Here is a 21,256-nt window from a genome sequence, read left to right as displayed (position 1 = left end):
AACGAAACGCTGGCCGCGCTCGGGAACGTATTGATCACTCCGGCCCGCGATCAACCGTGTCCTCGTCGACGCCGAGGTGGGTGGCGACTTGCTGAACCAACACTTCGTGGACGAGTTCGAGGAGATCTGCGCCGCGTTTGGCGCGGCTCTCGAGGGGTCGACGGAACAAGATGATCTGCGCGCGGGTGGGGGCGCCGTGTACGTCGATACCGGCCGGGATGAGTCGGGCCAGCGGCACGGCCCCGTCGGCGGTGACCTCGTCGGGCCATTGCACGGTTTCGGGGTCGCGGGGGAGGAGTCGGGGGATGTCGTCGACGGCGACGTCGAGCCCGGAGATCTGGTCGTGCCAGCGGGCGTCGATCTCGGCGAAGGCCTCGAGTGCCACGGCGTCGAACTCGTCGGATCTGCTGTTCCAGGCCGGGACGGACTGTGGCAGAAGGGGGGCTCGCAGGCCGCGCCCGCGCCGGTCCCGGTGGCTGGGCCGGCGCCGGCGGGGTGAGCGGCGGGAAGCTCGGTCGCGTGCGGGTGACGGCTCGAATCGCATGGCGTGAGTCTAGTGGTGTGCGGCCGCGTGTCGTGGCGGCCGTGCGCGGTATGCCGGGATAATCTCGTCACGTGAAGCTTCCCCGACAGTGCTGCAGGCCTGGCTGCGCCCGGTCCGCGGTGGCGACGTTGACCTTCGTGTACGCAGAGTCGACCGCCGTCATCGGGCCACTGTCGACCACCGATGAACCTCATTCGTGGGATCTGTGTGACGAGCATGCCCGGCGAATCACCGTGCCGCGCGGCTGGGAGATGCTGCGTAGCGAGCGGGGTTTCTCGGCGCCGCTGGCCGAGGATCACGAACTGACGGCCCTTGCCGAGGCTGTCCGCGAGGTCGGTGTCGCCGGTGGTGGTCGGAGCGGGGGTTTCCTCGATCGCGACCATTCATCGCAGACCTATGTCGACCAGTTCGGCTATCCACGCGGCACGTCGCAGCCGGTGGACGGCATGGAAGACGTGCGTCCCGGGCGGCATCGAGCGTCCGGTCCGGTGGACGGTTCAGCCCTGATGCCGCCGAGTTCGGTGCACAAGCCACGCCCGGGGCGCCGCGGACACCTGCGGGTCCTGCCCGATCCCGTCGACTGATCCGTCGAGGCCGAATCAGTCCGTGGGCGGACGTGCAAACGATCTGTGCCCGGTCTGTGCGCGCCGACCCGGATGCCTGGCTACGCTGGTCTCATGCGCACCGGTACACCCGATCTCGACGATCCCGAGGAGTTGCTCTCCGCGGACATCGACCGGCTGCTCCCGAGCGCCGCGCTCGCCGGCGCGCAGGTGCGTGCCATTGCCGAGGCGGCCCGTGAGGGTGTGCTGGCGCCGCTCTCCGACGTACGGCCGCGCAGTGTGGTGATCGTGTACGGCGGTGGTGGCGCAGCTGCCCGTGCCGCTGGTCTCGTCGTGGCCACCGTGGCAGCGAGAATCGACGTCCCGGTGGTGACGGGGCCTGCGTTGCCCGGGTGGATCGGACCACTCGACGTGGTGGTGGTTGCCGGCGACGACGCGGGAGACATGACTCTCGCCGACGCCGCTGCGCGTGCGCTCCGGCGCCGCGCCGAGGTCGTGGTGGCCGCGCCGATCGCCGGGCCCCTGCGGGATGCCCTGGGCGGCAATGGCATCGACCTGTCTCCACGCGTGGACGTCGAGCCGAGCCTGCGGTTTGTGGGTTTTGTGGCGGCGTTGCTCGCCGTGCTCACGGCTTTGACGCAGATCCGGTTCGGCGGCGGGGTGCCGGTGCTCGACGAGGTGGCCGACGCCCTCGATGCGGAGGCGTCGTCGGCCCACCCGGCTCGTGAGAGTTTTCACAATCGCGCGAAATCGCTGGCCATCACCGTTGCGGCGAGACCGACCGTGTGGACCGGTGACAGTCCGGCCGGGGTGGTGGTCGCGGCCCATGCGGCCACCAGTTTCGCCGGGATCGCCGGTATCGTCAGTGCCGCAACCGATCTCGGCGACGCGGCGCGGCTGTCCGCAGTGGTCGCCGACCGCCGCACGGGTGACGCATCAGCGGATTCCATTTTCTACGATCCCGAGATCGACGGTCCGATGGAGGTATCACCACGCATCCTGGTTGCCACGACGGCAGCCCGCGAGTGGTACACACGCCAGCGCATCGGCGGTATCGGCGATGTCGTCCTGGTGGTCGGCGACGACACCGAAACGCTTGGCCAGGCGGTGAATCCGGGGGCCGACGCGCCGCCCCGGCAGCCGTATTCGGTGCCGATGGCCGAGGATGTTGCCTCCGACAGTCCGGGTGACCTGTTGTCGTACTTGGTGTTGGTGTTGCGGGTCGAGATGGCGGCGGTGTACCTCCGCCTGGTGGGGAACGCGGTGAGATGAAGCGGCTCGAAGGTGTCGTACGTCCGTATGCCTGGGGGTCTCGGACGGCGATTGCGGCGATGCAGGGCCGCTCGGTGCCCTCGGCTCATCCCGAGGCCGAACTCTGGTTCGGTTCGCACCCCGCGGGTTCCGCGCGGTGTCTGGGGCCCGACGATTCGGTCGAGTCCGATCCGCCGACCGACCTACTGACGGCAATCAGCGCCAATCCCGTTGCGGCGCTGGGTGAGTCAAGTGTGGCCGCGTTCGGAGACCGGCTGCCATTCCTGCTGAAGGTACTCGCGGCCGACGAGCCGTTGTCACTGCAGGCGCACCCATCCGCAGAGCAGGCTCGGGAAGGATTCGAGCACGAGAACGCACGTGGACTGGGCCTCGACGCGCGCGATCGCAATTATCGTGACCCCTGGCACAAGCCGGAACTGATCGTCGCGGTCACACCCTTTGACGCGCTCGCCGGCTTTCGGGATCCGCACCACACCATTCGGTTGCTGCGTGAGCTACAGGTCAGCGAACTCGATCCCTACCTGGGTATGCTTGTCGGTCAACCGGATTCGGAAGGTCTGCGCGCGCTCTTCACCACGTGGCTGACCCTGCCGGAATCCGCGATCAAGCTCCTCATCCCGGCGGTGCTGGCCGGTGCGATCGCCCAGCTGGGTAACAAGTCGACGGATTTCTCCGCCGAGTTGCGCACGGTGCTGGAACTCGGTGAGTCCTATCCGCTCGATCCTGGCGTGCTGGCGTCGTTGTTGCTCAATCGGGTTCACCTGGAGCCGGGTGAGGGCGTGTACCTGCCCGCCGGCAACCTGCACGCCTATCTGAGCGGCACCGGTGTGGAGATCATGGCGAACTCCGACAACGTGCTGCGCGGAGGCCTGACGCCCAAACACATCGACGTACCGGAATTGCTGCGGGTGCTCGACTTCACGCCGGTGGACATCGGTGACCTGTCGCCGAGTATCCGAACCGTCGGCGCCGAACGCGTCTATCTCACACCGGCCGACGAGTTTCGGTTGTCTCGTGTGGAGTTGGACGGAACCGGTCTGCATCGTGCGTCGTCGATCTCCTTCGACATGCCGGGACCGCAGATCCTGGCGGTCCTGAGCGGGACGGTCGAGGTGCGGCCACCCGAGGGCCCGGCCCTGACCATTCCCGCGGGGCAGGCGGCATGGATTTCCGACGCCGACCCGGACGTCGTGGTCCGGGCGGCCTCGTCGCGGGCAGTCTTCTTCCGCGCGTTGGTACCCGTCGCGGTCAACGCCCAAGCGGTGGTGACGACTTAAAGGTCCGGTGGCCCGGTCAGTGCGCCACCGGTGCGATCGGCCCGGGGTGGGCGCCGATCAACCTCCACTCGTCCGGTGTCGCGACCATCGTGATGTCCAACTCAGACGTGGGTGTCGTCAACGTTATGCAATGGGGTGCACGGGGATTCTGCTGCAGGGTGAGTGTTGCGTCGCCGACGGGAGGAACACCGACACCGGGCGGTAGCGCGGTGACGACGGTGACACCTGGAGGCGTCTGTGGCCGTGGCACCCCGTCGACGACGACCATGATCGCCGGCCCCCGTGGCCGAGACTGGTCGGACGCCAGGCCGAAGGCACTCCGATCTCCGACTGCCGCCATCGCGGGTGCCCATCGGTGCGCACGATCGGTGTACACGACCACCGAGACCCCGATTGCGACCGCTCGCAGCAGAACCTGGACGAGGAACGTGAGATCGGCGGCGATGATCACCGACGGAATATCCGGTCCGGCAACGCGCATCGCGACGGCTCGCCCAGATCGGTCGGCGCCGATGAGCTGTCCGCAGCCGGTCACGGGCAGCTTCAGTGACCGCAGCGCGGCGAGGGCTGCGTCACCGTGCAGGGTCGCGATGTTTCGGTCCAGATGAGCGGGTTTGGCGATGGGGAGGCTGAGTTCCAGCGCATCGAATTGCCTGCCGTCGAGCGGGCGCAGTGCGTGGGGCCACGGTGTATGAGGCCACTGTGCGCTGTTGGCGCCGGTCTCGCCGACCCGCGCGAAGCCCGCGACCTCGACCTCGTCGCCGCTGCGGCGCATCCGTACCGTCACCGTCGTCGATACCGCGGATGCGACCCAGAAGTCACGCAGTCCGGCGAGCATGGCGGGGTCGATGGCGCCGGTCCGCATTCGCAGCGCGCCGAGGGACACCGAACGCCAGTCCTCGGCGGCCGATTCCAGCGGCGCGCCATCCAGTAGTTGGCTGCCGGCCGCGGTGATCTCGGCGGCCGAGAGCACCGTTGCGTGCAGGCCGTGTTCGGTGAGACGAGCGGCGACGCGTCGGGTGGCGGTCGTCGCAGTGCGAAGTGCGCCGATCGCGCCCCCGCCTCGACGGGCAACGGCATCGGGACAGTCCAGCGGATCGAGCCGCAGGACGACGAAGGTCGATCGTCGTGCGATCGCCGGCAGGGGGCCCAGGGTGCGTAGGTAGGTGGCGGTGACCGGGCCGGTGCCATGGGCACGCATGCTGTGGCTGATCACATCGATCGACCGCAGTCGGATGTCGTAGGTCTGTACGCATGCCGCCAGGACGTCGAAGGGGATCAGTTGACCGGTCTCGGTGCGCGGGTCGGCCCCGTTCGGGGTGAGGAAGGTGGGCTCGTGGCCCCCCGGCTCGACCCTGATCATCGTCACCAATGTCCTTGCGACCCAGCGGGCACCGATGACGTCGGCTGTCGGTGCCGTCGGCTTCGCCCGGCCGGAGGAGGCCGGGATGTCGAACGGTGCCGGGGCCAGGTCGGCAATTGTCCGACGCCACCGAGACCAGCGAAATGACAGCCTGCGGTGCAGCCGCTGCGCGATCGAGCCGTCGGTTCCCACGGGAACCACGCCCAGCGATGCGACGAGAGCGAGCGCCATCGCCGCGATTCCCCAGGGATTGCCGATGACCGCCCACACGATGAGGCCGCCGGCGAGAACGGCTTCGATCAGCACGACGGACGCCAGACCCATACGCGGACCCGTGCCGGACTCACGGCGCCGGACCGTGTCCACGGTCGGGGAGCGTCGCGTCCCGATGTCGGTCTGCCGTGTGAGCATCACAGCCCCCTTTGATGTCGCGATAGATGCCGCCCGATCCGGTGACGCGATTGCCGGCCGGTGGAGACTCGCCGAGTGCGCGTGAATCTTTCGGTTACGCTACTACCGCTGGAGCGGTCCGGATCTTCTGTGATCACAGCGGGGATCGAGTTCGTGGGAATCGGGGGATCGATGGCGCGTCAGCTGACGACAAAGGCCCAAGTCAACGGGTACCGCTTTCTGCTGAGGCGGCTCGAGCACGCGCTCGTCCGACGCGACGTCCGGATGCTGCACGATCCGATGCGCTCCCAGTTGCAGGCATTGGTGGTCGGGACGGTCCTGGGCCTGCTGTTGCTCGGAGGCTGCGGAATCTGGGGATTGATTCGTCCGCAGGGTTCGGTCGGTGATGCCAAGATCGTGATGAGCAAGAGCGCCGGCGCCATGTACGTCATCGTCGATGACACTCTGCATCCCGTGCTCAATCTGGCCTCGGCGCGCCTCATCGCCGGCACAAACGCATCGCCGACGTCGGTGAGCGACAAGAAACTCGCCGACTATCCGCGTGGCCCACTGCTGGGCATTCCAGGGGCACCGGACGCACTTCCCGGTCCCGCCGGGGCCGACTCGACGTGGACGGTGTGTGACTCCTCGACGTCCTCGCGATACTCGGTCGGCGAATCCGTCGATCTCACCGTCATCGGCACGCGGCCCGAGCTGGGCGACGCGAGCCGGCAGGTCACCGCCGACGACGCTGTCCTGGTGTCGTCTGGCGGTGCGACGTACCTGGTGTACCAGATCGAGCGGGACGGCCAATGGATGCCGGTGCGTGCATCCGTCGACACCGCGAGTGTTCCCGTCATGCGTGCGCTCGGACTCGAGGGTGCGACCCCACGTCAGATGAGTGCCGGGCTCCTGAACACCTTCCCGCTGGCGGAACCGATCACCGTGCCGGTCATCCCGAATTCGGGCCGCCCCGGCGCCGTGGACATTCCCGGTGCGATGGTGGGTTCGGTCGTCAAATCGGTTGGGCTCGATGATGATACGACCTATCACGTCGTTCTCTCCGATGGCATACAGAAGATCAGCGAGGCGACGGCCGAGATCGTTCGGCTTGCCGACCGAGATGGGACGACGCCGGTGATCGCGGTGGCACCGGGCCGACTCGCCAGCATGCCGACCTCGAATACACTCGCGGTACAAGACTTTCCGCGTCGAGCGCCGAATCTTCTTGGTGTCGCCACCAATCCGACGCTGTGCCGGTCGTGGTCACGAGACACCGATGAGCCACACGCGACAACGGCGCTGCTCGCCGGCCACGGATTGCCGCTCGCATCGAACGCGACGCCGGTGCGGCTGACCACCGCCGACGGGCCGGGCCCGGGCGTCGATCAGGTGTATCTGCGTCCCGGTAGTGGCGCCTACATTCGTGTCACCGGCAACGAAATCGACAGCGTACGAGCCGAATCGGCCTTCTACGTCAGCGACGCCGGGGTGCGCTTCGGCGTGGCAGACGCGGCGACCGGCGCGGTTCTGGGGCTTGGCGACAAGCCGCGTCCGGCGCCGTGGGCAGTGGTGTCGTTACTGACGCCAGGGCCGACGCTGTCGCGTCAGGCTGCCTTGGTCTCGCACGACGGCATCGCTCCCGACCCCGACGCCGCCGTGGTGAACCCGCCCGAGAATTGACGAAGCCGCGACTCATGCGCCGCCCTGGCCTCAGGGAGGTCACGATCAGGAGGTGAGCGGTCCGCCCACGATGTTGCCGACGATGCCGCGGATGATGTTGGTGCCGTCTTCGGTGCGGAGTTCGTCGTACCAGGCCGCAGTCTTTTCCGGGTCCTTGCCGTGCGTGACGTCGCATCGCTTGCGGGCGCGCAGCACGAGTTCCCCTGCACGCTCGGTCCGTCCGGCTTCGTACGCGGCGAGTGCCGCATAGACGTCGTCGGGATTGTCGCGGAACGAGAACTGCAGGGCCACGGCATCTTCCATTGCCGAGCAGCCACCTTGGCCGATGTCCGGTGTGGTGTTGTGCGCGGCGTCGCCGAGGACCGCCACCCGTCCCTTGACCCAGGTGTGGAACGGGTCGAGATCCAAGATCTCGACGCGATTGGTGGTGGCCGGGTCGAGGGTGGCGATCAGCTTCTGTACGCCCGGGGCCCAGTCGCCGAACTCCTCGGCGAGAACCTCCCGAGCGGTGCCCCTTTCGAACGGGGTGCCTTCGGGCATCGGTACGTCGAAGAAGAAGTAGAAACGGTTGTCGGCGATCGGCATGACGGACACGCGTTTGTGGTCGCCGACATAGGTGGTCCACTCGGTGGCCGGGCCGATCTCGTCGTCGACGGTGACCAGACCGTTGAAGTTGACGTAGCCGGCATACCGGCGATCGACGGGACCGCCGAGCACATACTCGCGGGTCAGCGACTTGGCGCCGTCGGCGCCGATGACGATGTCGCCGGAATCGGTGGTGCCATCGGCGAATTCGACGGTCGCGGCGTCCTGTCCGTCACTGACCGACACCATCTTCTTACCGAATCGGATGTCATCGAGACCGTAGGCCTCCATCAGCATCAGCTGCAGTTCGGCGCGTGCCACGGGGTACGGGCGCTGCCCGACCTCGTCGATGAGGGGCTGCATGCTGAAGCGGCACATCGTGTCACCGGTGAAGGCGTCGACGTAGCTCATGGTGTCGACGATGCCCCCAAGTGCCGCGGTCTCGGCTTCGAGGCCGAGGTGATTGAGGCATTTGACGCCGTTGGACCACACCGAGATCGCGGCGCCGACCGGCTTGTTCTCGGTGACCTGTTCGTAGACGACGACATCGATCCCGAGTTGTTTGAGTCCGATGGCGGCACTCAGACCGCCCATACCGGCACCGATGATCACAGCCTTCACGGGTCGATCCTCTCTGCACGTACTTTCGCCGACCTGTTGTTCAGGCTAGGACCGATCGGGCGTCGGCGCGCGTCGAGCGATGGTGGCTCAAGCGGGCCCGACGCCGGAGACGAGCGTCACGACCATGCGTTGCCATTGTGCGGCAATGGTGTTCACGTCGATTCCGAGGTCGTGCATGAGATGTTTGACGGCACTCGCCGCGAGGGGCGCCTGTACTGCCACCGACAAGACGTCGACCTGATCGGTGAAGCCCAGCTGCCGGAGCAGGATCTGTACGTGCTGGGTCGACGCGCGCCACACCGGGTGGCTCATGAAGTCATCGCTTGCCGCACCTGCTTCGAGGAGGATGTCGAGGTGGTCGGCGGTCATCTTGAGTCGGGCGCGACCGTAGGCGAGAAGGCGCTCGAGTGGGGGCGCGCCGGGGCCGAGGGGTTCGGGTCCGGACAGAAATGCCTGCTGGATCTCCGATTCGGAATGGTCGAGGAGCGCGAGCATCAGCCCTGTCCGGCTGCCGAATCTGCGGAACACGGTGCCCTTGCCCACGCCCGCCTCGCGCGCGACCGCGTCCATCGTCACCGCGGCAGCGCCGTGGTTGTCGATGAGGTTCTTCGCGGCAGCAAGCAATAGCCGGCGGTTCCGGGCGGCATCGGCACGCTCGGTCTCACGGCCGGTGAGACGAATGGGGATGGGCATGCCCTCAGGGCTGTTCGACACGTGTCGAGCCTAACTCTTGACGCTGAGAGGAAATTAATCGGACCCTGGTCCGGTTGATGTACGCGTGTCGAACGAGAGGATTGTGATGTCGGATCGAGTGGTCGAATTGGTGGCGCTGGTGGGAAGTCTCCGCGAAGCGTCGATCAATCGGCGGCTGGCGCAGCTGGCCGCGGAGAACGCTCCGGGTGGGGTCCATGTCACGGTGGTCGACGATCTGGGAACGCTGCCGTTCTACAGCGAAGACGTCGACCCCGCGTCGGCCGACGATACCGAGCTTGATGCGGGTGTCGCCCGTCTGCGCGGCGTGGTCGGTGGGGCCGACGGCGTGTTGATCGTCACACCGGAGTACAACGGGACGATCCCCGCCGCGCTGAAGAACGCCATCGACTGGTTGTCGAGGCCCTACGGCAGTGGCGCACTCCAGGGGAAGCCGGTCGGCGTGATCGGCGCAGCGCTGGGTCGGTACGCCGGGACCTGGTCGCGCGAGGACACCCGCAAGTCCGTCGGCATCGCCGGCGGCCGGGTGATCGAGGATGTGGAGCTCGGAGTCCAGACGTCGGCGCTGCCCGACGCGGGTGTCGAGGATCCGGCGCTCGTCGAGCAGGTTGTCGTCGCCGTCAACCGCCTCGTGGACGAGGTCGCTGTCAGAGCGTGACTTGATTTGGTCTCACCGCCCCCGAACGCGAGTGCGCTCGGGGGCGGTTTCCGTTGCGGGCTGTGGATGGATCGGGTCGGATCTGTGGACTGTCGGTGCCATGTTGTGGACTGGCATGGGACAGCGTTGTGGACGACACGCCGGACACGCCGGACTTCACGATCGTGCATGCCCTGCGACCTGCGACTTTCATGAATGTTATTCACAAGTTATTGTGGTTGGCGGAAATGTCAGCCACTAGGTGTAGTGTTTGGAACACCAGAGAGGCAGACGACGAGACGCTCGAAAATGGCTCGGAGACCACCTCAAAGATGGTGATCCAGATCACTATCTTCACGCTGGGAAAGTGCACGTCACTGGCAGTTTTCCGACCACGAGATTCCACCGACAGCGAATACCGATATGAGGGAGAAGCTCCGAATGGCCATCACCGTCTACACCAAGCCCGCCTGTGTCCAGTGCAACGCGACCTACAAGGCCCTCGACAAGCAGGGGCTGTCCTACGAGGTGGTCGACATCAGCCAGGATCCCGAGGCGCGTGACTATGTGATGGCGCTGGGCTACCTGCAGGCGCCGGTCGTCGTCGTCGGTGACGAGCACTGGTCGGGATTCCGCCCGGACCGCATCAAGGCACTCGCCACCAACGCCGCCTGAGGTCGTTTGCTCGAACCGAGGTTCGCGACGACGGGACGGTCCGATTGGGGAAGTCGGAGTCATCCAAGCGCGTTGAACCTCTTGTCGTCACGGTTTGGGCCGCGGCGGCCCAGCTCGAAACGGATAGTTGGCCAGAGATGGGGATGGGAGGGTGATGATGTCGGCAGCGCAGGCGCCGTTGGTCGTCTACTTCTCCTCGGTCTCGGAAAACACCCACCGCTTTGTCGTCAAACTCGGCCTGCGCGCCGAGCGCATCCCGTTGACCGATCGGGCCGGTGGGTTCACCGTCGACGAACCCTTCGTTCTGATCTGCCCGACCTACGGCGGACACAAGGCCACGGGCAAGCCGAGTGGTTTTGTGCCCAAGCAGGTCATCCGCTTTCTGAACGACCCACACAACAGGTCGTTGATCCGTGGCGTGATCGCCGCGGGTAACACCAACTTCGGTGCCGAGTTCTGTCATGCCGGCGACATCATCTCGCGTAAATGCATGGTGCCCTACCTGTACCGATTCGAATTGATGGGCACGGCCGACGACGTCGATCGTGTCCGGGCCGGACTGGCTGAGTTCGCCGCTTCCGCGGCCTTCGCCGATCCGACGAGCGCGCAGCTGACCGGCATGCCGGCCTGAGTGTCAGACCCCATACCTATTCTTCTTCACACATAACGACCAAGCCCAGGAGTCTCTTCGTGTCGCCAACCGCCGCCGTATCGGACACCACGTCAGCCAGCATGTCGGGAGTGCACGCCGGTCCCGCCGGACACGAACCCGGTGAGCTCGACTACCACGCGCTCAACGCGATGCTGAATCTGTACGATGCCGACGGCAAGATCCAGTTCGAGAAGGACAAGGAAGCCGCACACCAATACTTCCTGCAGCACGTCAACCAGAACACGGTGTTCTTCCACGATCTCGACGAGAAGCTCGACTACCTCGTCGAGGAGAACTACTACGAGCCCGAGGTGCTCGCACGCTACGACCGCGAGTTCGTGAAGCTGCTGTTCGGCCATGCCTACGCCAAGAAGTTCCGGTTCCCGACCTTCCTCGGTGCTTTCAAGTACTACACGAGCTACACGCTCAAGACCTTCGACGGCAAGCGCTACCTCGAGCGGTTCGAGGATCGGGTGTGCATGGTCGCGCTGACGCTGGCCGACGGCGACACCGCGCTCGCGCGCAACCTGGTCGACGAGATCATCGAGGGGCGCTTCCAGCCGGCGACTCCGACGTTTCTGAATTCGGGTAAGAAGCAGCGCGGTGAGCCAGTTAGCTGTTTTCTCCTGCGCATCGAAGACAATATGGAATCCATTGGGAGATCGATCAATTCGGCTCTCCAGCTGTCCAAGCGCGGCGGCGGTGTCGCGCTGTTGCTGAGCAATGTTCGCGAGCACGGCGCACCGATCAAGAAGATCGAGAACCAGAGCTCCGGCGTCATCCCGATCATGAAGCTGCTCGAGGATTCCTTCTCCTACGCCAACCAGCTCGGTGCCCGGCAGGGTGCGGGCGCGGTGTACCTGCATGCGCATCACCCCGACATCTACCGCTTCCTCGACACCAAGCGGGAGAACGCCGACGAGAAGATCCGCATCAAGACGCTGAGCCTGGGCGTCGTGATCCCCGACATCACGTTCGCGCTGGCCAAGGCCAACGACGACATGTACCTGTTCAGCCCGTACGACGTCGAGCGCGTCTACGGGGTGCCGTTTGCCGACATCAACGTGACCGACAAGTATCACGAGATGGTGGAGGACAAGCGGATTCGCAAGACCAAGATCAAGGCCCGCGAGTTCTTCCAGACGCTCGCCGAGCTGCAGTTCGAGTCGGGATACCCGTACATCATGTACGAGGACACGGTGAATCGAGCCAACCCGGTGGCCGGCAAGATCACCCACTCCAACCTGTGCTCGGAGATCCTGCAGGTCTCGACGCCGTCGACCTTCAACGACGACCTGTCCTATTCCCATGTGGGCAAGGACATCTCGTGCAACCTCGGGTCCCTCAACATCGCCAAGACGATGGATTCACCCGACATCGGCCACACCATCGACACCGCGATCCGGGGCCTGACCGCGGTGAGCGATCAGACCGCGATCACGTCTGTGCCGTCGATCGAGAAGGGCAACAACGACTCTCACGCGATCGGCCTCGGGCAGATGAACCTGCACGGGTACCTCGCACGCGAGCGCATCTTCTACGGCAGCGAGGAGGGTGTGGACTTCACCAACATCTACTTCTACACGGTGCTGTATCACGCGCTGCGCGCGTCGAACCGGATCGCGCGCGAGCGTGGTCGTGCGTTTGTCGGCTTCGAGAACTCGAAGTACGCGTCGGGCGAGTTCTTCGACCGCTACACCGAGAAGGTGTGGGAGCCGGCGACCGACAAGGTGCGGGATCTGTTCGGGCAGGCTGGAATTCACATCCCGAACCAGGACGACTGGCGCGAGCTGAAGGCCGACGTGCAACGCGACGGCATCTACAACCAGAACCTGCAGGCAGTGCCGCCCACCGGCTCGATCTCTTACATCAACCATTCGACGAGTTCCATCCACCCGGTGGCGGCGAAGGTGGAGATCCGCAAGGAAGGCAAGATCGGGCGCGTCTACTACCCGGCGCCGTTCATGACCAACGACAACCTGGAGTACTACCAGGACGCCTACGAGATCGGGTACGAGAAGGTCATCGACACCTACGCGGCGGCCACCCAGCACGTCGACCAGGGTCTGAGCCTGACCCTGTTCTTCAAGGACACCGCCACCACCCGCGATGTGAACAAGGCGCAGATCTACGCGTGGCGCAAGGGCATCAAGACGCTCTACTACATCCGGCTGCGTCAGCTGGCGCTCGAGGGGACCGAGGTCGAGGGTTGCGTCAGCTGCATGCTGTGAGGAGTGTTCGGATATGACTCCCGAATTGTGGCTCGCCGCCATCAACGAGGAGAGCGAGATCCTCGCGAGTACGCCCGCGGACGACATGGATCTTGCCGTGCCGGCCTGCCCGGGCTGGACGGTCCACGACCTGCTGGGTCACGTTGGTGCCGTCCACCTCTGGGTAGCCGATCGACTCAACGGCACCCGGCAGTACCGCGGCTACGACGGCATCGCCTTTCCTGACGGTGCAGAGGTCGTCGGGTGGTATGCGGACACGCGCGATCAGTTGGTTGCGGCGTTGACCTCTCGTGAACCCGATGAGCCAGTCTCGACGTTCGTCGGTGAGCGCACCGTGCGCTTCTGGTATCGCCGTCAGGCACACGAACTGGAAGTGCACCGCTACGACCTGGAGTCGGCACTGCGGCCGGGCAAGCAAAGTCCCATAAAGGCCAACCTTGCGGCCGACGGTGTCGACGAGTGGCTGGAGGTGTTCGCGCCGCGCTTCATCGGAAAGAGCACGGGCGTGCCGGACGAACTCGTCGGGCGGTCGCTACACCTGCACAGCACCGACGACCCGGACGCGGAGTGGTACCTCGAACTGACGCCCGAGGGAATCGTGCACCGCCGCGAACACGCGAAGGCCGACGCCGCGCTCCGCGGGCCGACGTCGGATCTGCTTCTCGCCCTGTGGCATCGGCGCTCGTACAAGGATCTCGACATCGTCGGCGACGAGTCCGTCGTCGAGCCGACGCTCGGACTCGTCCACGTCACCTGACACCCACCAACTTCCAAGACCGACACCATGCCGCAGGAGGCGACCACCATGACCGCAGGTACCCATAGCCCCGCCGATGGCGCACCGATCAAACTGGTGAGCCGGGTTTCGGCGATCAACTGGAACCGTGTGCCCGACGAGAAGGATGCCGAGGTGTGGGATCGCCTCACCGGCAACTTCTGGCTGCCGGAGAAGGTGCCGGTGTCCAACGACATCCCGTCGTGGCACACGCTGACCGAGTACGAGAAGCAGCTGACCATGCGGGTGTTCACCGGCCTGACGCTGCTCGACACGATCCAGGGGACTGTCGGCGCGGTATCGCTGATCCCGGATGCGACCACCCCGCACGAGGAGGCGGTGCTCACCAACATCGCGTTCATGGAGTCGGTGCACGCCAAGTCCTACAGCTCGATCTTCTCGACGCTGTGCTCCACCAAGGAGATCGACGAGGCGTTCCGCTGGTCGGAGGAGAACGATCAGCTGCAGCGCAAGGCGCAGATCGTCATGGACTACTACCGCGGCGACGATCCGCTCAAGCGCAAGGTCGCCTCGACGCTGCTCGAGTCGTTCCTCTTCTACTCCGGCTTCTATCTGCCGATGTACTGGTCGTCGCGCGCGAAGCTCACCAACACCGCCGACCTGATCCGCCTGATCATCCGCGACGAGGCTGTGCACGGCTACTACATCGGCTACAAGTACCAGCGGGCGCTGGAGGTGCAGAGCCCGGACCGTCGGCAGGAGCTCAAGGACTACACCTTCGAGTTGCTCTTCGAGCTCTACGACAACGAATCCGACTACACCGAGGCGCTCTACGACGAGGTCGGTCTGTCCGAGGACGTCAAGAAGTTCCTGCGCTACAACGCGAACAAGGCTCTGATGAACCTTGGCTACGAGGCGATGTTCCCGAAGGACGAGACCGACGTGAACCCGGCGATCCTGTCGGCGCTGTCGCCGAACGCCGACGAGAATCACGACTTCTTCTCCGGCTCGGGCTCGAGTTATGTCATCGGCAAGGCCGTCAACACCGAGGACGAGGACTGGGACTTCTAGCCTTGCGGAACTGGTTGCCATCGCGCTCGCTTTCCGAGAGCGATGGCAACCAGATAGGTGGTCGGAGGAGGATCGGCTACCATCGCAGAATGTCGAACACCGAAAGGGGCGCTGCGCCTCACCAGCACTGATGGCCGGCACCCGCGTCCGCAGGCCGGACGAGATCCGCAAGTCACGACGATCCCGGTCCCATTCTTGTTGGGGTCACCTGATTCTCGCGCCCCTGTGGGCGCAACACGGAGCAAATCTCGGCACCCTTCTGCGCACCTGCGATGCGGTTGGTGCATGTCTCGCCGTACCGCCCCACGATTGGGTGCCCGAAGCGTTGCGCCGAGGTAACACCGTCCCGGGCCGATCCTGCATCCATCGGACCGGAAACCCGCGCCGGTGGCTGGCGCGCGAGCGCGAGACCGGATCGCATCTCCTCGGCGTCGAACTTGCCGAAGGTGCACTACGTTTGGCGGATCTACCGCCCGCGCGGCGACGAACGGTGGTGGTCCTCGGTCACGAACGAGGCGGCATACCCGAGGACATCATCGACGAACTGGACGCCGTCGTCGAGATCCCGATGATCGGACGGGGAGCGAGTCTGAACGTCGCGGTCGCCGGATCGCTTGTCGCGTACAAACTCTCGGGCATGTTGTGAGGTCGAGTGACGCCTATGGCTCGCCAGTCAACCGGTCGTAGAGATCGCCGAGTTCGTCCAAGGTCTCGGCCATGTCCGCCGGCACAACGCCGACCGCGCGGAGCGCCTGACGCAGGTCGGTGGTGTCGAGATCGGTCAGCGGGTTCATGCGCAGCGGTGACGGCAGCGGCGGCAGCGGGGAAGTGGTGCCGTAGAAGTCCGGCCCGGGCAGTGAACCGACGTCGGACTCCCGCGTCGGCGTCGGTGCGTCGCCGACCTTGTCGAGCAGCGACTTGAGGTCGGTCCCCATCACAGTCAGCAGCGTCAACGCGGAGCGGTCGATCTCGGCGGCCACCTCGTAGGCGACGGCGAGTGCGTGCACGCACCGGACCGCCTCGTCGGGGCAGGTGCAGTCGGTCATCACGTCGGCCGATTCGGTGGGGCCGATCAGCTCACCCACCACGACAGGCTGTTCGCCGCGAGTCAGGGGCATGAGCTCCATGACGGCGCCACGCGCACGCAACAGCTCGGCGACGGTGCCGGAGTCGACGGTGCGGGTGGTGAGGATGACGTCGAACGGGTCGAGCTGACTGCCCTCGACCGACGCAGTCACGCGGCCGGGTCGGATCCGGAGTCCGTGCACGTGGCGGGCGCGAAAGTATCTGCGGGCCTTGGTGATATGCCGGCTGTCGGCGACCGCGTCGGTACTGCTGCCGGTGGTGCGGCCTTCGACCACGTCGACAAAGGACCGCGCCCACGGGGTGAGCGCGTATCCGCGAACCGCGATGGGGCCGCGACTCTGCCCTCTGCTCACTCGCTCACCGCCTCGTCGCGGAGGCGGACGAGTTCGAACAACTCGTCGTCGGCGAGATCGGAGACCCAGTTCTCCCCGGATGCGACGGTGAGCCGCGACAGTTCCCGTTTGCGGGCGATCATGTCATCGATGCGCTCCTCGATCGTTCCCACGCAGATCAACCGGTGAACCGACACCCGCTGATCCTGGCCGATGCGGTAGGCCCGATCGGTGGCCTGGTCCTCGACCGCGGGATTCCACCACCGATCCACGTGCACAACGTGATTGGCGGTGGTCAGGTTGAGGCCGGTGCCGCCGGCCTTGAGGGTGGCGAGCATGATCGGCGGGCCGTCGGATTCGGTGAACTCCGCGACCATCCGGTCGCGATCGCGCCGGCCGAGCCCGCCGTGCAGAAGTGGAATCGGCGTACCGAGCAGCTCGCCGAGCCACCCCGAGAGCAGTTCGCCGAACGCCGCGAACTGGGTGAACACCAGGGCACGGTCGCCCTCGTCGATCAGCGTCGTGAGTGTGTCTGCCAGGAGCTCCACTTTGCCGGACCGATGAACACCACCGGGCGCGAGATCGGTACCGTCGGCGAGGTAGTGCGCGGGGTGGTTGCAAATCTGTTTGAGGCGGGTGAGGGCGGCCAGCACGTTGCGGCGGCGCAGCGTGCGTTGTTGCCTGTCGCGCAACGCTTCCATCAGCTCGTCGATGACCGCCCGATACAGACCGGCCTGCTCGACGGTGAGGTTGGCACGCACCGTGATGTCGACCTTCTCCGGCAACTCGGCGGCGATGGTGGGATCGGTCTTCTCACGCCGCAACACAAACGGGTGTGTGATCGCGGTGAGACGACGCAACGCTGCCGGGTCCCGATCACGTTCGATCGGTTCGGCATAGCGTGCGCGAAACACCGACGCCGAACCGAGCAGGCCCGGGTTCACCAGGTCGATGACAGCGCGCAGATCTTCGAGCCGGTTCTCCACGGGCGTACCGGTGAGCGCGATCCGGTGGCCGCTGGTCAGCGCCCGGACAGACTTGGCGGCAATCGTGTTGACATTCTTGAGGTGCTGCGCCTCGTCGACGACGATCCGGTGCCAGCGTTGCCCGCCGAGCAGGCTCCGGTCCCTGCTTGCAATGGCAAAGGTGGTGAGGACCACGTCGTGTGCGGCGCGCGCGTGTTCGAAATGCTTGCTCGACAGTCGATCCGGACCGTGATGGATCATCACTCGCAGATGCGGGGCGAACCGCCGGAATTCGCGTGCCCAGTTGCCGACCACCGACATCGGACATACGACGAGCGTGGGAGGCGTTGATCCGGAGGATCTTTCGTGGGACTCGAGGGCGATGATCTGGATCGTCTTGCCGAGCCCCATGTCGTCGGCCAACACCCCGCCGATGCCCAACGAGGCGAGATGAGCCAACCATTCGACTCCGCGCTGCTGGTAGGGCCGCAGGGTCGCGGTCAGTCCGGCTGGTGGGGGGAGTGGGCTGGGTTGCAGGGCGCCACGTTCGGCGATGTCGTCGAGCCAGGACAGGCCCTGCACCGAGCTCACCGGCACCGGGAGGCGATCGGCACTCCCGGTGAGCAGTCCGAAAAGCTCGCCCATGTCGGCGGGCCGGTCGTCGGCCTTGAGGGCACGCTGGGCGGTGACGAACGCCGCCGCGCGGGACAGGGCGCCGGACTCCGCACGCATCCACACGCCGCGGACGCGGACGAGATCGCCCTTCTGGTCCGCCAATTCGGCAAGATCCGCGTCGGTCAGGGTGATGGCGCCGGGCGCGTCGCCGAGGGCGAGGCGCCACTCGAACTCGCGGATCTCGCGCAACCCGACCATGGCGGCCGGGGCTCCGCCGCCCATCACCGGCACCGCGCGGATGCCGAGGGTCGGCCGTACCTCGGCGATGGTGCGGGGCAACAGCACTGCGAAGCCCGCTTCGCCGAGCGCGACGGCACCGGTGGCGAACAACTCCTCGGCCAGCGATGTCGGCAGCAGGAAGTCGAGCGATCCGCGGTCCGGATCCGCTTGGGCCAGTCCGGGGAACGCGCGTACCGCGGTGGCCAGGGCGGTGGTGAGCTCGTCGAGGTCTTCGGTGTCGAGCCGATGCGGTTGGACCGGGGCGACGTGCCCATCGATGCTGCGCCGGCACACCTGGAGCCGCCAGCGTGCAGATTCGGTTGTCGCCACACTCTTCTCGGTATCCGGCGGTGATTCAACAGACCAGGAGTCGTCCGTCCACCATGTGCCATCGGGCTCGTCGTGCTCCGGTTCGTGCAGACGGAACAGCAGGGTGTGGTCGTCCTTGCGCGGGCTGGTATTCCATCGTTGGAAGGCCGACGCCGAGGCGGCGAGCCGCGCCGGCGCGCACGGGGCGCTTGCGTCCGTGTCGGGGAGGAGTGTCCGCACGACGGGACTTCGGGGTGCCGGGGGTCCCAGACGTGGGACCGAAGTGGCTATGCGCGAGCGGGTTTCGTGATCGATCAGCTCGGCCAGCAGGTCGGTGAGCGCTTCGGGTCCGCCGTTGTCCAGGAGGGCGGAGGGTGCCCCGCCGGTGGCCACGGCCGCCCAACTGCGCCACGCTGGGGTAGGGATCACCTGCCAGCGCATCACCCATTCACCTGCCACCTCCACGACCGTCGGTGCGACCGCCGCCGATGCCACGAATCGGCGCACACCGTCGAGCAGATACCGATACCAGCGCACGTCGCCGGCGGTCGGGATCGAACGTGACGCGTCGAGAAGTGCGACAGTCGAAGCGACGCCGAGAGTCGCTGTCGCGACGAATCGTCGTTTGCCGGCGTCGTCGGTCACGGCGATATCGCGTCGAAACCGCTTCCCGGCGAGCAGTTCGGCCAGCGGCCCGGGCAACTGCCCGCTTGTGGCGTGCTGATCGTCGACCCACGCGGCCATACCCACACCCGTCCGCCACAGCAGGTGCAGGGTTGCGGTGTCAGGAGGTGCCGACGCGGTGATGACGCTATTTCTTGCCGAAGTAGGACGCAGTCAGCGTCAAGATCACCCGGTCGGCGGCGTCGGGCGGAGGTTGCTGGTCGGCGTTGCCGTAGCGCTTGCCCAGCGTGACGTAGAAGGCGCCGGTCGGGTCGTCGGTGACCGATTCGAGTTGCCCGCGAAGTTCGAGGTAGCGGTACGGGTTGTCAGGATCGGTGATGACAAACGAGTAGTTCGGGTTGCCCTCGAGATTGCGGATCTTCTTGCGCGCCTTGGTGTGTGTGAAGCGCAGATGCTCTCCGTCCCACGCGAACCACATCGGCGTCGCGTTCGGGATGCCGTCGGGGCCGACGGTGCTGAGCACGCCGACGACCGGTCGGTCGAGCAAATCGGCATAGCCTTCGGGAACTGTGGTGGCCATACGTCCACCTTAGTGGTCCTGACCGACAGCCATCATCCGCGAGACGGCGCTTTCGGCGATTCGAGTTCGCGCCTCTGGTGTTATCCGCCAGACTCTTGATCTATGGCCGGTGACAAAGGAAAGCGTCTCGATCCCGTCGCTCGGGGCCGGGCGGCGCGAAAGACCGTGCCGCGCAGCCACCTCGGCGACTGGGATCCGAGCCGCCGAGGACACGACGCTCTGGCCACGATTCTGGCGCAGAACACGATGCGCGATCAGCGACTGATCGCGATCCGGCACGGTCGGATGTCGGCGTCGCCGTGGACCTACTACCGCGGGGCCGCCGCGGTGATGGCCGCGGACCTCGCCTCGCGGCCGAACACCGGCATCACCGTGCAGATGTGCGGCGATGCTCATGTGCTCAACTTCGGCTTGTGGAACACGCCGGAACGTTCCTTGGCGTTCGATCTGCGTGACTTCGACGAGACGCTGCCGGGCCCGTTCGAATGGGATCTGCTCCGGTTCCTCACCAGCCTGGTGGTGCTCGCCCGCGAGAACGGAGTGCCCGCCGAGGTCGCCGACGCCTCGGTTCGGGCCGGTTTGCACGGCTACCGCACCTGGATGAAGACGTACTCCGGGTGGCCTGAGCTCGATGTCTGGGCCGAGATCATCGACCTGGCGCACCTCGTCACCTACCTCGCCCCCGAGGACTCCGAGCACCAGTCCGACAAGATCCTGGAGAAACAGGCCCGCAAACGTAGCAGCCGCGGCGCCGCCAAGAAGTTGACCCAACTCGTCGACGGTCGGCGCCAGATCATCGAGGACCCGCCCTACCGGGTGCATGCACTCGCCGAGCATGCCGACGTCCTGGCCGGGGTGGTCGATGCCTACAACGCAAGCATCCCCGACCACATCTCGGCTTTGCTGTCCCACTTCGACCTGGTCGACGCGGTCCAGCAGGTGGTGGGCGTCGGTAGCGTCGGCATGCGGGTCTTCCTGCTGTTGATGGAGGAACGCGCCACCGGCGACCCGCTGTTCTTCCAGGTGAAACAGGCCGGTTCCTCGGTGTATGAACCCTTTGTGCGTCGCAGTCGGTACGACAACCACGGTGCGCGGGTCGTCAATGGGCAGCGGTTGATCCAGAGCGCGACCGACATGTTCGTCGGTTGGACGCGGATCGGGAAGATGGACTTCTACGTGCGCCAGTTCCGCGACGGCAAGGTGATTCCGAAGGGGCAGACCATCGCCGGCCGACTCGCCGAGTTCGCCGCCGCGTGCGGGCATGTGCTGGCTCGGGCGCACGCTCGCAGTGGCGATGCGCGCATGATCCACTCCTACCTGGGGGATGGCGGCAAGGTCGAGGAATCGGTGCTGTCCTTCGCCCATGCCTACGCCGACCAAACCGAACGCGACCACTCCCAGCTGGCGGAAGCGGTCGCGTCGGGTTCGATCGCGGCCGAACCCGGTTGGCCATGA

The 21,256-nt window shown here is 66.0% G+C and carries 19 protein-coding genes; 12 read left to right on the top strand and 7 right to left on the bottom strand.

Features of this window, described 5'->3' with window-relative positions; all coding sequences use genetic code 11:
* Positions 1-34: 34 nt before the first annotated feature.
* Positions 35-544: a metallopeptidase family protein gene (locus ACWDTF_RS22085; RefSeq protein ID WP_355274730.1), complete on the bottom strand. Its 510-nt coding sequence runs from the start codon at positions 542-544 to the stop codon at positions 35-37.
* 71 nt (positions 545-615) lie between these two features.
* Here ACWDTF_RS22085 and ACWDTF_RS22080 point away from each other — a divergent pair, with 71 nt between their 5' ends.
* From ACWDTF_RS22080 to manA, 3 genes are all read left to right on the top strand, one after another.
* Positions 616-1,128 carry a DUF3499 domain-containing protein gene (locus ACWDTF_RS22080; RefSeq protein ID WP_355274733.1) on the top strand — a complete coding sequence of 171 codons (513 nt, stop codon included), beginning with the start codon at positions 616-618 and terminating at the stop codon, positions 1,126-1,128.
* Positions 1,129-1,221: 93 nt separating this feature from the next.
* Positions 1,222-2,379: a hypothetical protein gene (locus ACWDTF_RS22075; protein ID WP_355274736.1), complete on the top strand. Its 1,158-nt coding sequence runs from the start codon at positions 1,222-1,224 to the stop codon at positions 2,377-2,379.
* Positions 2,376-3,656, top strand: coding sequence for a mannose-6-phosphate isomerase, class I (gene manA / locus ACWDTF_RS22070; RefSeq protein ID WP_240859182.1), 1,281 nt, complete (start codon positions 2,376-2,378; stop codon positions 3,654-3,656). Before ACWDTF_RS22075 ends, manA begins: the two co-directional genes overlap by 4 nt.
* 16 nt (positions 3,657-3,672) lie before the next feature.
* On the opposite strand, the gene eccE is transcribed toward manA, so the two are convergent.
* Positions 3,673-5,430: a type VII secretion protein EccE gene (gene eccE, locus ACWDTF_RS22065; RefSeq protein ID WP_355274739.1), complete on the bottom strand. Its 1,758-nt coding sequence runs from the start codon at positions 5,428-5,430 to the stop codon at positions 3,673-3,675.
* Between the two features lie 171 nt (positions 5,431-5,601).
* Here eccE and eccB point away from each other — a divergent pair, with 171 nt between their 5' ends.
* On the top strand, positions 5,602-7,092 hold the full coding sequence (gene eccB, locus ACWDTF_RS22060) for a type VII secretion protein EccB (RefSeq protein WP_240859233.1): 1,491 nt from the start codon (positions 5,602-5,604) through the stop codon (positions 7,090-7,092).
* A gap of 45 nt (positions 7,093-7,137) precedes the next feature.
* On the opposite strand, the gene hpxO is transcribed toward eccB, so the two are convergent.
* On the bottom strand, positions 7,138-8,298 hold the full coding sequence (hpxO, locus tag ACWDTF_RS22055; RefSeq protein WP_240859194.1) for an FAD-dependent urate hydroxylase HpxO: 1,161 nt from the start codon (positions 8,296-8,298) through the stop codon (positions 7,138-7,140).
* 87 nt (positions 8,299-8,385) lie between these two features.
* Complete coding sequence (locus ACWDTF_RS22050) at positions 8,386-8,991, bottom strand: TetR/AcrR family transcriptional regulator (RefSeq protein ID WP_276614992.1); 606 nt, start codon at positions 8,989-8,991, stop codon at positions 8,386-8,388.
* 106 nt (positions 8,992-9,097) lie between these two features.
* Between ACWDTF_RS22050 and ACWDTF_RS22045 the strand changes: the two genes are divergently transcribed.
* From ACWDTF_RS22045 to ACWDTF_RS22015, 7 genes are all read left to right on the top strand, one after another.
* Complete coding sequence (locus tag ACWDTF_RS22045; protein WP_240859198.1) at positions 9,098-9,667, top strand: NAD(P)H-dependent oxidoreductase; 570 nt, start codon at positions 9,098-9,100, stop codon at positions 9,665-9,667.
* Between the two features lie 420 nt (positions 9,668-10,087).
* Complete coding sequence (locus ACWDTF_RS22040; protein ID WP_240859200.1) at positions 10,088-10,321, top strand: redoxin NrdH; 234 nt, start codon at positions 10,088-10,090, stop codon at positions 10,319-10,321.
* A gap of 157 nt (positions 10,322-10,478) precedes the next feature.
* Entirely contained in the window at positions 10,479-10,952 is a 474-nt protein-coding gene (gene nrdI / locus ACWDTF_RS22035; protein ID WP_240859241.1) for a class Ib ribonucleoside-diphosphate reductase assembly flavoprotein NrdI, read from the top strand.
* 101 nt (positions 10,953-11,053) lie between these two features.
* Positions 11,054-13,204 carry a class 1b ribonucleoside-diphosphate reductase subunit alpha gene (gene nrdE / locus ACWDTF_RS22030; protein WP_276614993.1) on the top strand — a complete coding sequence of 717 codons (2,151 nt, stop codon included), beginning with the start codon at positions 11,054-11,056 and terminating at the stop codon, positions 13,202-13,204.
* Between the two features lie 13 nt (positions 13,205-13,217).
* Positions 13,218-13,961: a maleylpyruvate isomerase family mycothiol-dependent enzyme gene (locus tag ACWDTF_RS22025; RefSeq protein ID WP_240859206.1), complete on the top strand. Its 744-nt coding sequence runs from the start codon at positions 13,218-13,220 to the stop codon at positions 13,959-13,961.
* A 48-nt stretch (positions 13,962-14,009) separates the two neighbouring features.
* Entirely contained in the window at positions 14,010-15,011 is a 1,002-nt protein-coding gene (gene nrdF, locus ACWDTF_RS22020; RefSeq protein ID WP_240859210.1) for a class 1b ribonucleoside-diphosphate reductase subunit beta, read from the top strand.
* Positions 14,962-15,657: a TrmH family RNA methyltransferase gene (locus ACWDTF_RS22015; RefSeq protein WP_433255503.1), complete on the top strand. Its 696-nt coding sequence runs from the start codon at positions 14,962-14,964 to the stop codon at positions 15,655-15,657. Before nrdF ends, ACWDTF_RS22015 begins: the two co-directional genes overlap by 50 nt.
* 13 nt (positions 15,658-15,670) lie before the next feature.
* Here the strand turns inward: ACWDTF_RS22015 and ACWDTF_RS22010 are convergent, their stop codons facing one another.
* The 3 genes from ACWDTF_RS22010 to ACWDTF_RS22000 all read right to left on the bottom strand — a co-directional run bounded on the left by ACWDTF_RS22010 (position 15,671) and on the right by ACWDTF_RS22000 (position 19,801).
* On the bottom strand, positions 15,671-16,450 hold the full coding sequence (locus ACWDTF_RS22010; RefSeq protein ID WP_355274752.1) for an SWIM zinc finger family protein: 780 nt from the start codon (positions 16,448-16,450) through the stop codon (positions 15,671-15,673).
* On the bottom strand, positions 16,447-19,341 hold the full coding sequence (locus ACWDTF_RS22005) for a DEAD/DEAH box helicase (protein WP_355274755.1): 2,895 nt from the start codon (positions 19,339-19,341) through the stop codon (positions 16,447-16,449). The genes ACWDTF_RS22010 and ACWDTF_RS22005 overlap by 4 nt, the downstream gene beginning before the upstream one ends.
* A 67-nt stretch (positions 19,342-19,408) precedes the next feature.
* Positions 19,409-19,801: a PPOX class F420-dependent oxidoreductase gene (locus tag ACWDTF_RS22000; RefSeq protein ID WP_240857483.1), complete on the bottom strand. Its 393-nt coding sequence runs from the start codon at positions 19,799-19,801 to the stop codon at positions 19,409-19,411.
* Between the two features lie 102 nt (positions 19,802-19,903).
* Between ACWDTF_RS22000 and ACWDTF_RS21995 the strand changes: the two genes are divergently transcribed.
* Positions 19,904-21,256, top strand: coding sequence for a DUF2252 domain-containing protein (locus ACWDTF_RS21995; protein ID WP_355274758.1), 1,353 nt, complete (start codon positions 19,904-19,906; stop codon positions 21,254-21,256).

Source organism: Gordonia sp. NPDC003422, from assembly GCF_053588675.1.
The sequence above is the reverse complement of the archived record's forward strand: the minus strand, read 5'-3'. Positions and strand labels throughout refer to the sequence as shown.

What these genes read in the sequence shown, in the direction of transcription:
- ACWDTF_RS22085 (WP_355274730.1), bottom strand. Translation starts at nt 544, where the DNA reads ATGCGATTCGAGCCGTCACCCGCACGCGACCGAGCTTCCCGCCGCTCA.
- ACWDTF_RS22075 (WP_355274736.1), top strand. Translation starts at nt 1,222, where the DNA reads ATGCGCACCGGTACACCCGATCTCGACGATCCCGAGGAGTTGCTCTCC.
- manA (WP_240859182.1), top strand. Translation starts at nt 2,376, where the DNA reads ATGAAGCGGCTCGAAGGTGTCGTACGTCCGTATGCCTGGGGGTCTCGG.
- eccE (WP_355274739.1), bottom strand. Translation starts at nt 5,430, where the DNA reads ATGCTCACACGGCAGACCGACATCGGGACGCGACGCTCCCCGACCGTG.
- eccB (WP_240859233.1), top strand. Translation starts at nt 5,602, where the DNA reads ATGGCGCGTCAGCTGACGACAAAGGCCCAAGTCAACGGGTACCGCTTT.
- ACWDTF_RS22050 (WP_276614992.1), bottom strand. Translation starts at nt 8,991, where the DNA reads ATGCCCATCCCCATTCGTCTCACCGGCCGTGAGACCGAGCGTGCCGAT.
- ACWDTF_RS22045 (WP_240859198.1), top strand. Translation starts at nt 9,098, where the DNA reads ATGTCGGATCGAGTGGTCGAATTGGTGGCGCTGGTGGGAAGTCTCCGC.
- ACWDTF_RS22040 (WP_240859200.1), top strand. Translation starts at nt 10,088, where the DNA reads ATGGCCATCACCGTCTACACCAAGCCCGCCTGTGTCCAGTGCAACGCG.
- nrdI (WP_240859241.1), top strand. Translation starts at nt 10,479, where the DNA reads ATGTCGGCAGCGCAGGCGCCGTTGGTCGTCTACTTCTCCTCGGTCTCG.
- nrdE (WP_276614993.1), top strand. Translation starts at nt 11,054, where the DNA reads ATGTCGGGAGTGCACGCCGGTCCCGCCGGACACGAACCCGGTGAGCTC.
- ACWDTF_RS22025 (WP_240859206.1), top strand. Translation starts at nt 13,218, where the DNA reads ATGACTCCCGAATTGTGGCTCGCCGCCATCAACGAGGAGAGCGAGATC.
- nrdF (WP_240859210.1), top strand. Translation starts at nt 14,010, where the DNA reads ATGACCGCAGGTACCCATAGCCCCGCCGATGGCGCACCGATCAAACTG.
- ACWDTF_RS22015 (WP_433255503.1), top strand. Translation starts at nt 14,962, where the DNA reads ATGTCATCGGCAAGGCCGTCAACACCGAGGACGAGGACTGGGACTTCT.
- ACWDTF_RS22005 (WP_355274755.1), bottom strand. Translation starts at nt 19,341, where the DNA reads ATGGCCGCGTGGGTCGACGATCAGCACGCCACAAGCGGGCAGTTGCCC.
- ACWDTF_RS22000 (WP_240857483.1), bottom strand. Translation starts at nt 19,801, where the DNA reads ATGGCCACCACAGTTCCCGAAGGCTATGCCGATTTGCTCGACCGACCG.
- ACWDTF_RS21995 (WP_355274758.1), top strand. Translation starts at nt 19,904, where the DNA reads ATGGCCGGTGACAAAGGAAAGCGTCTCGATCCCGTCGCTCGGGGCCGG.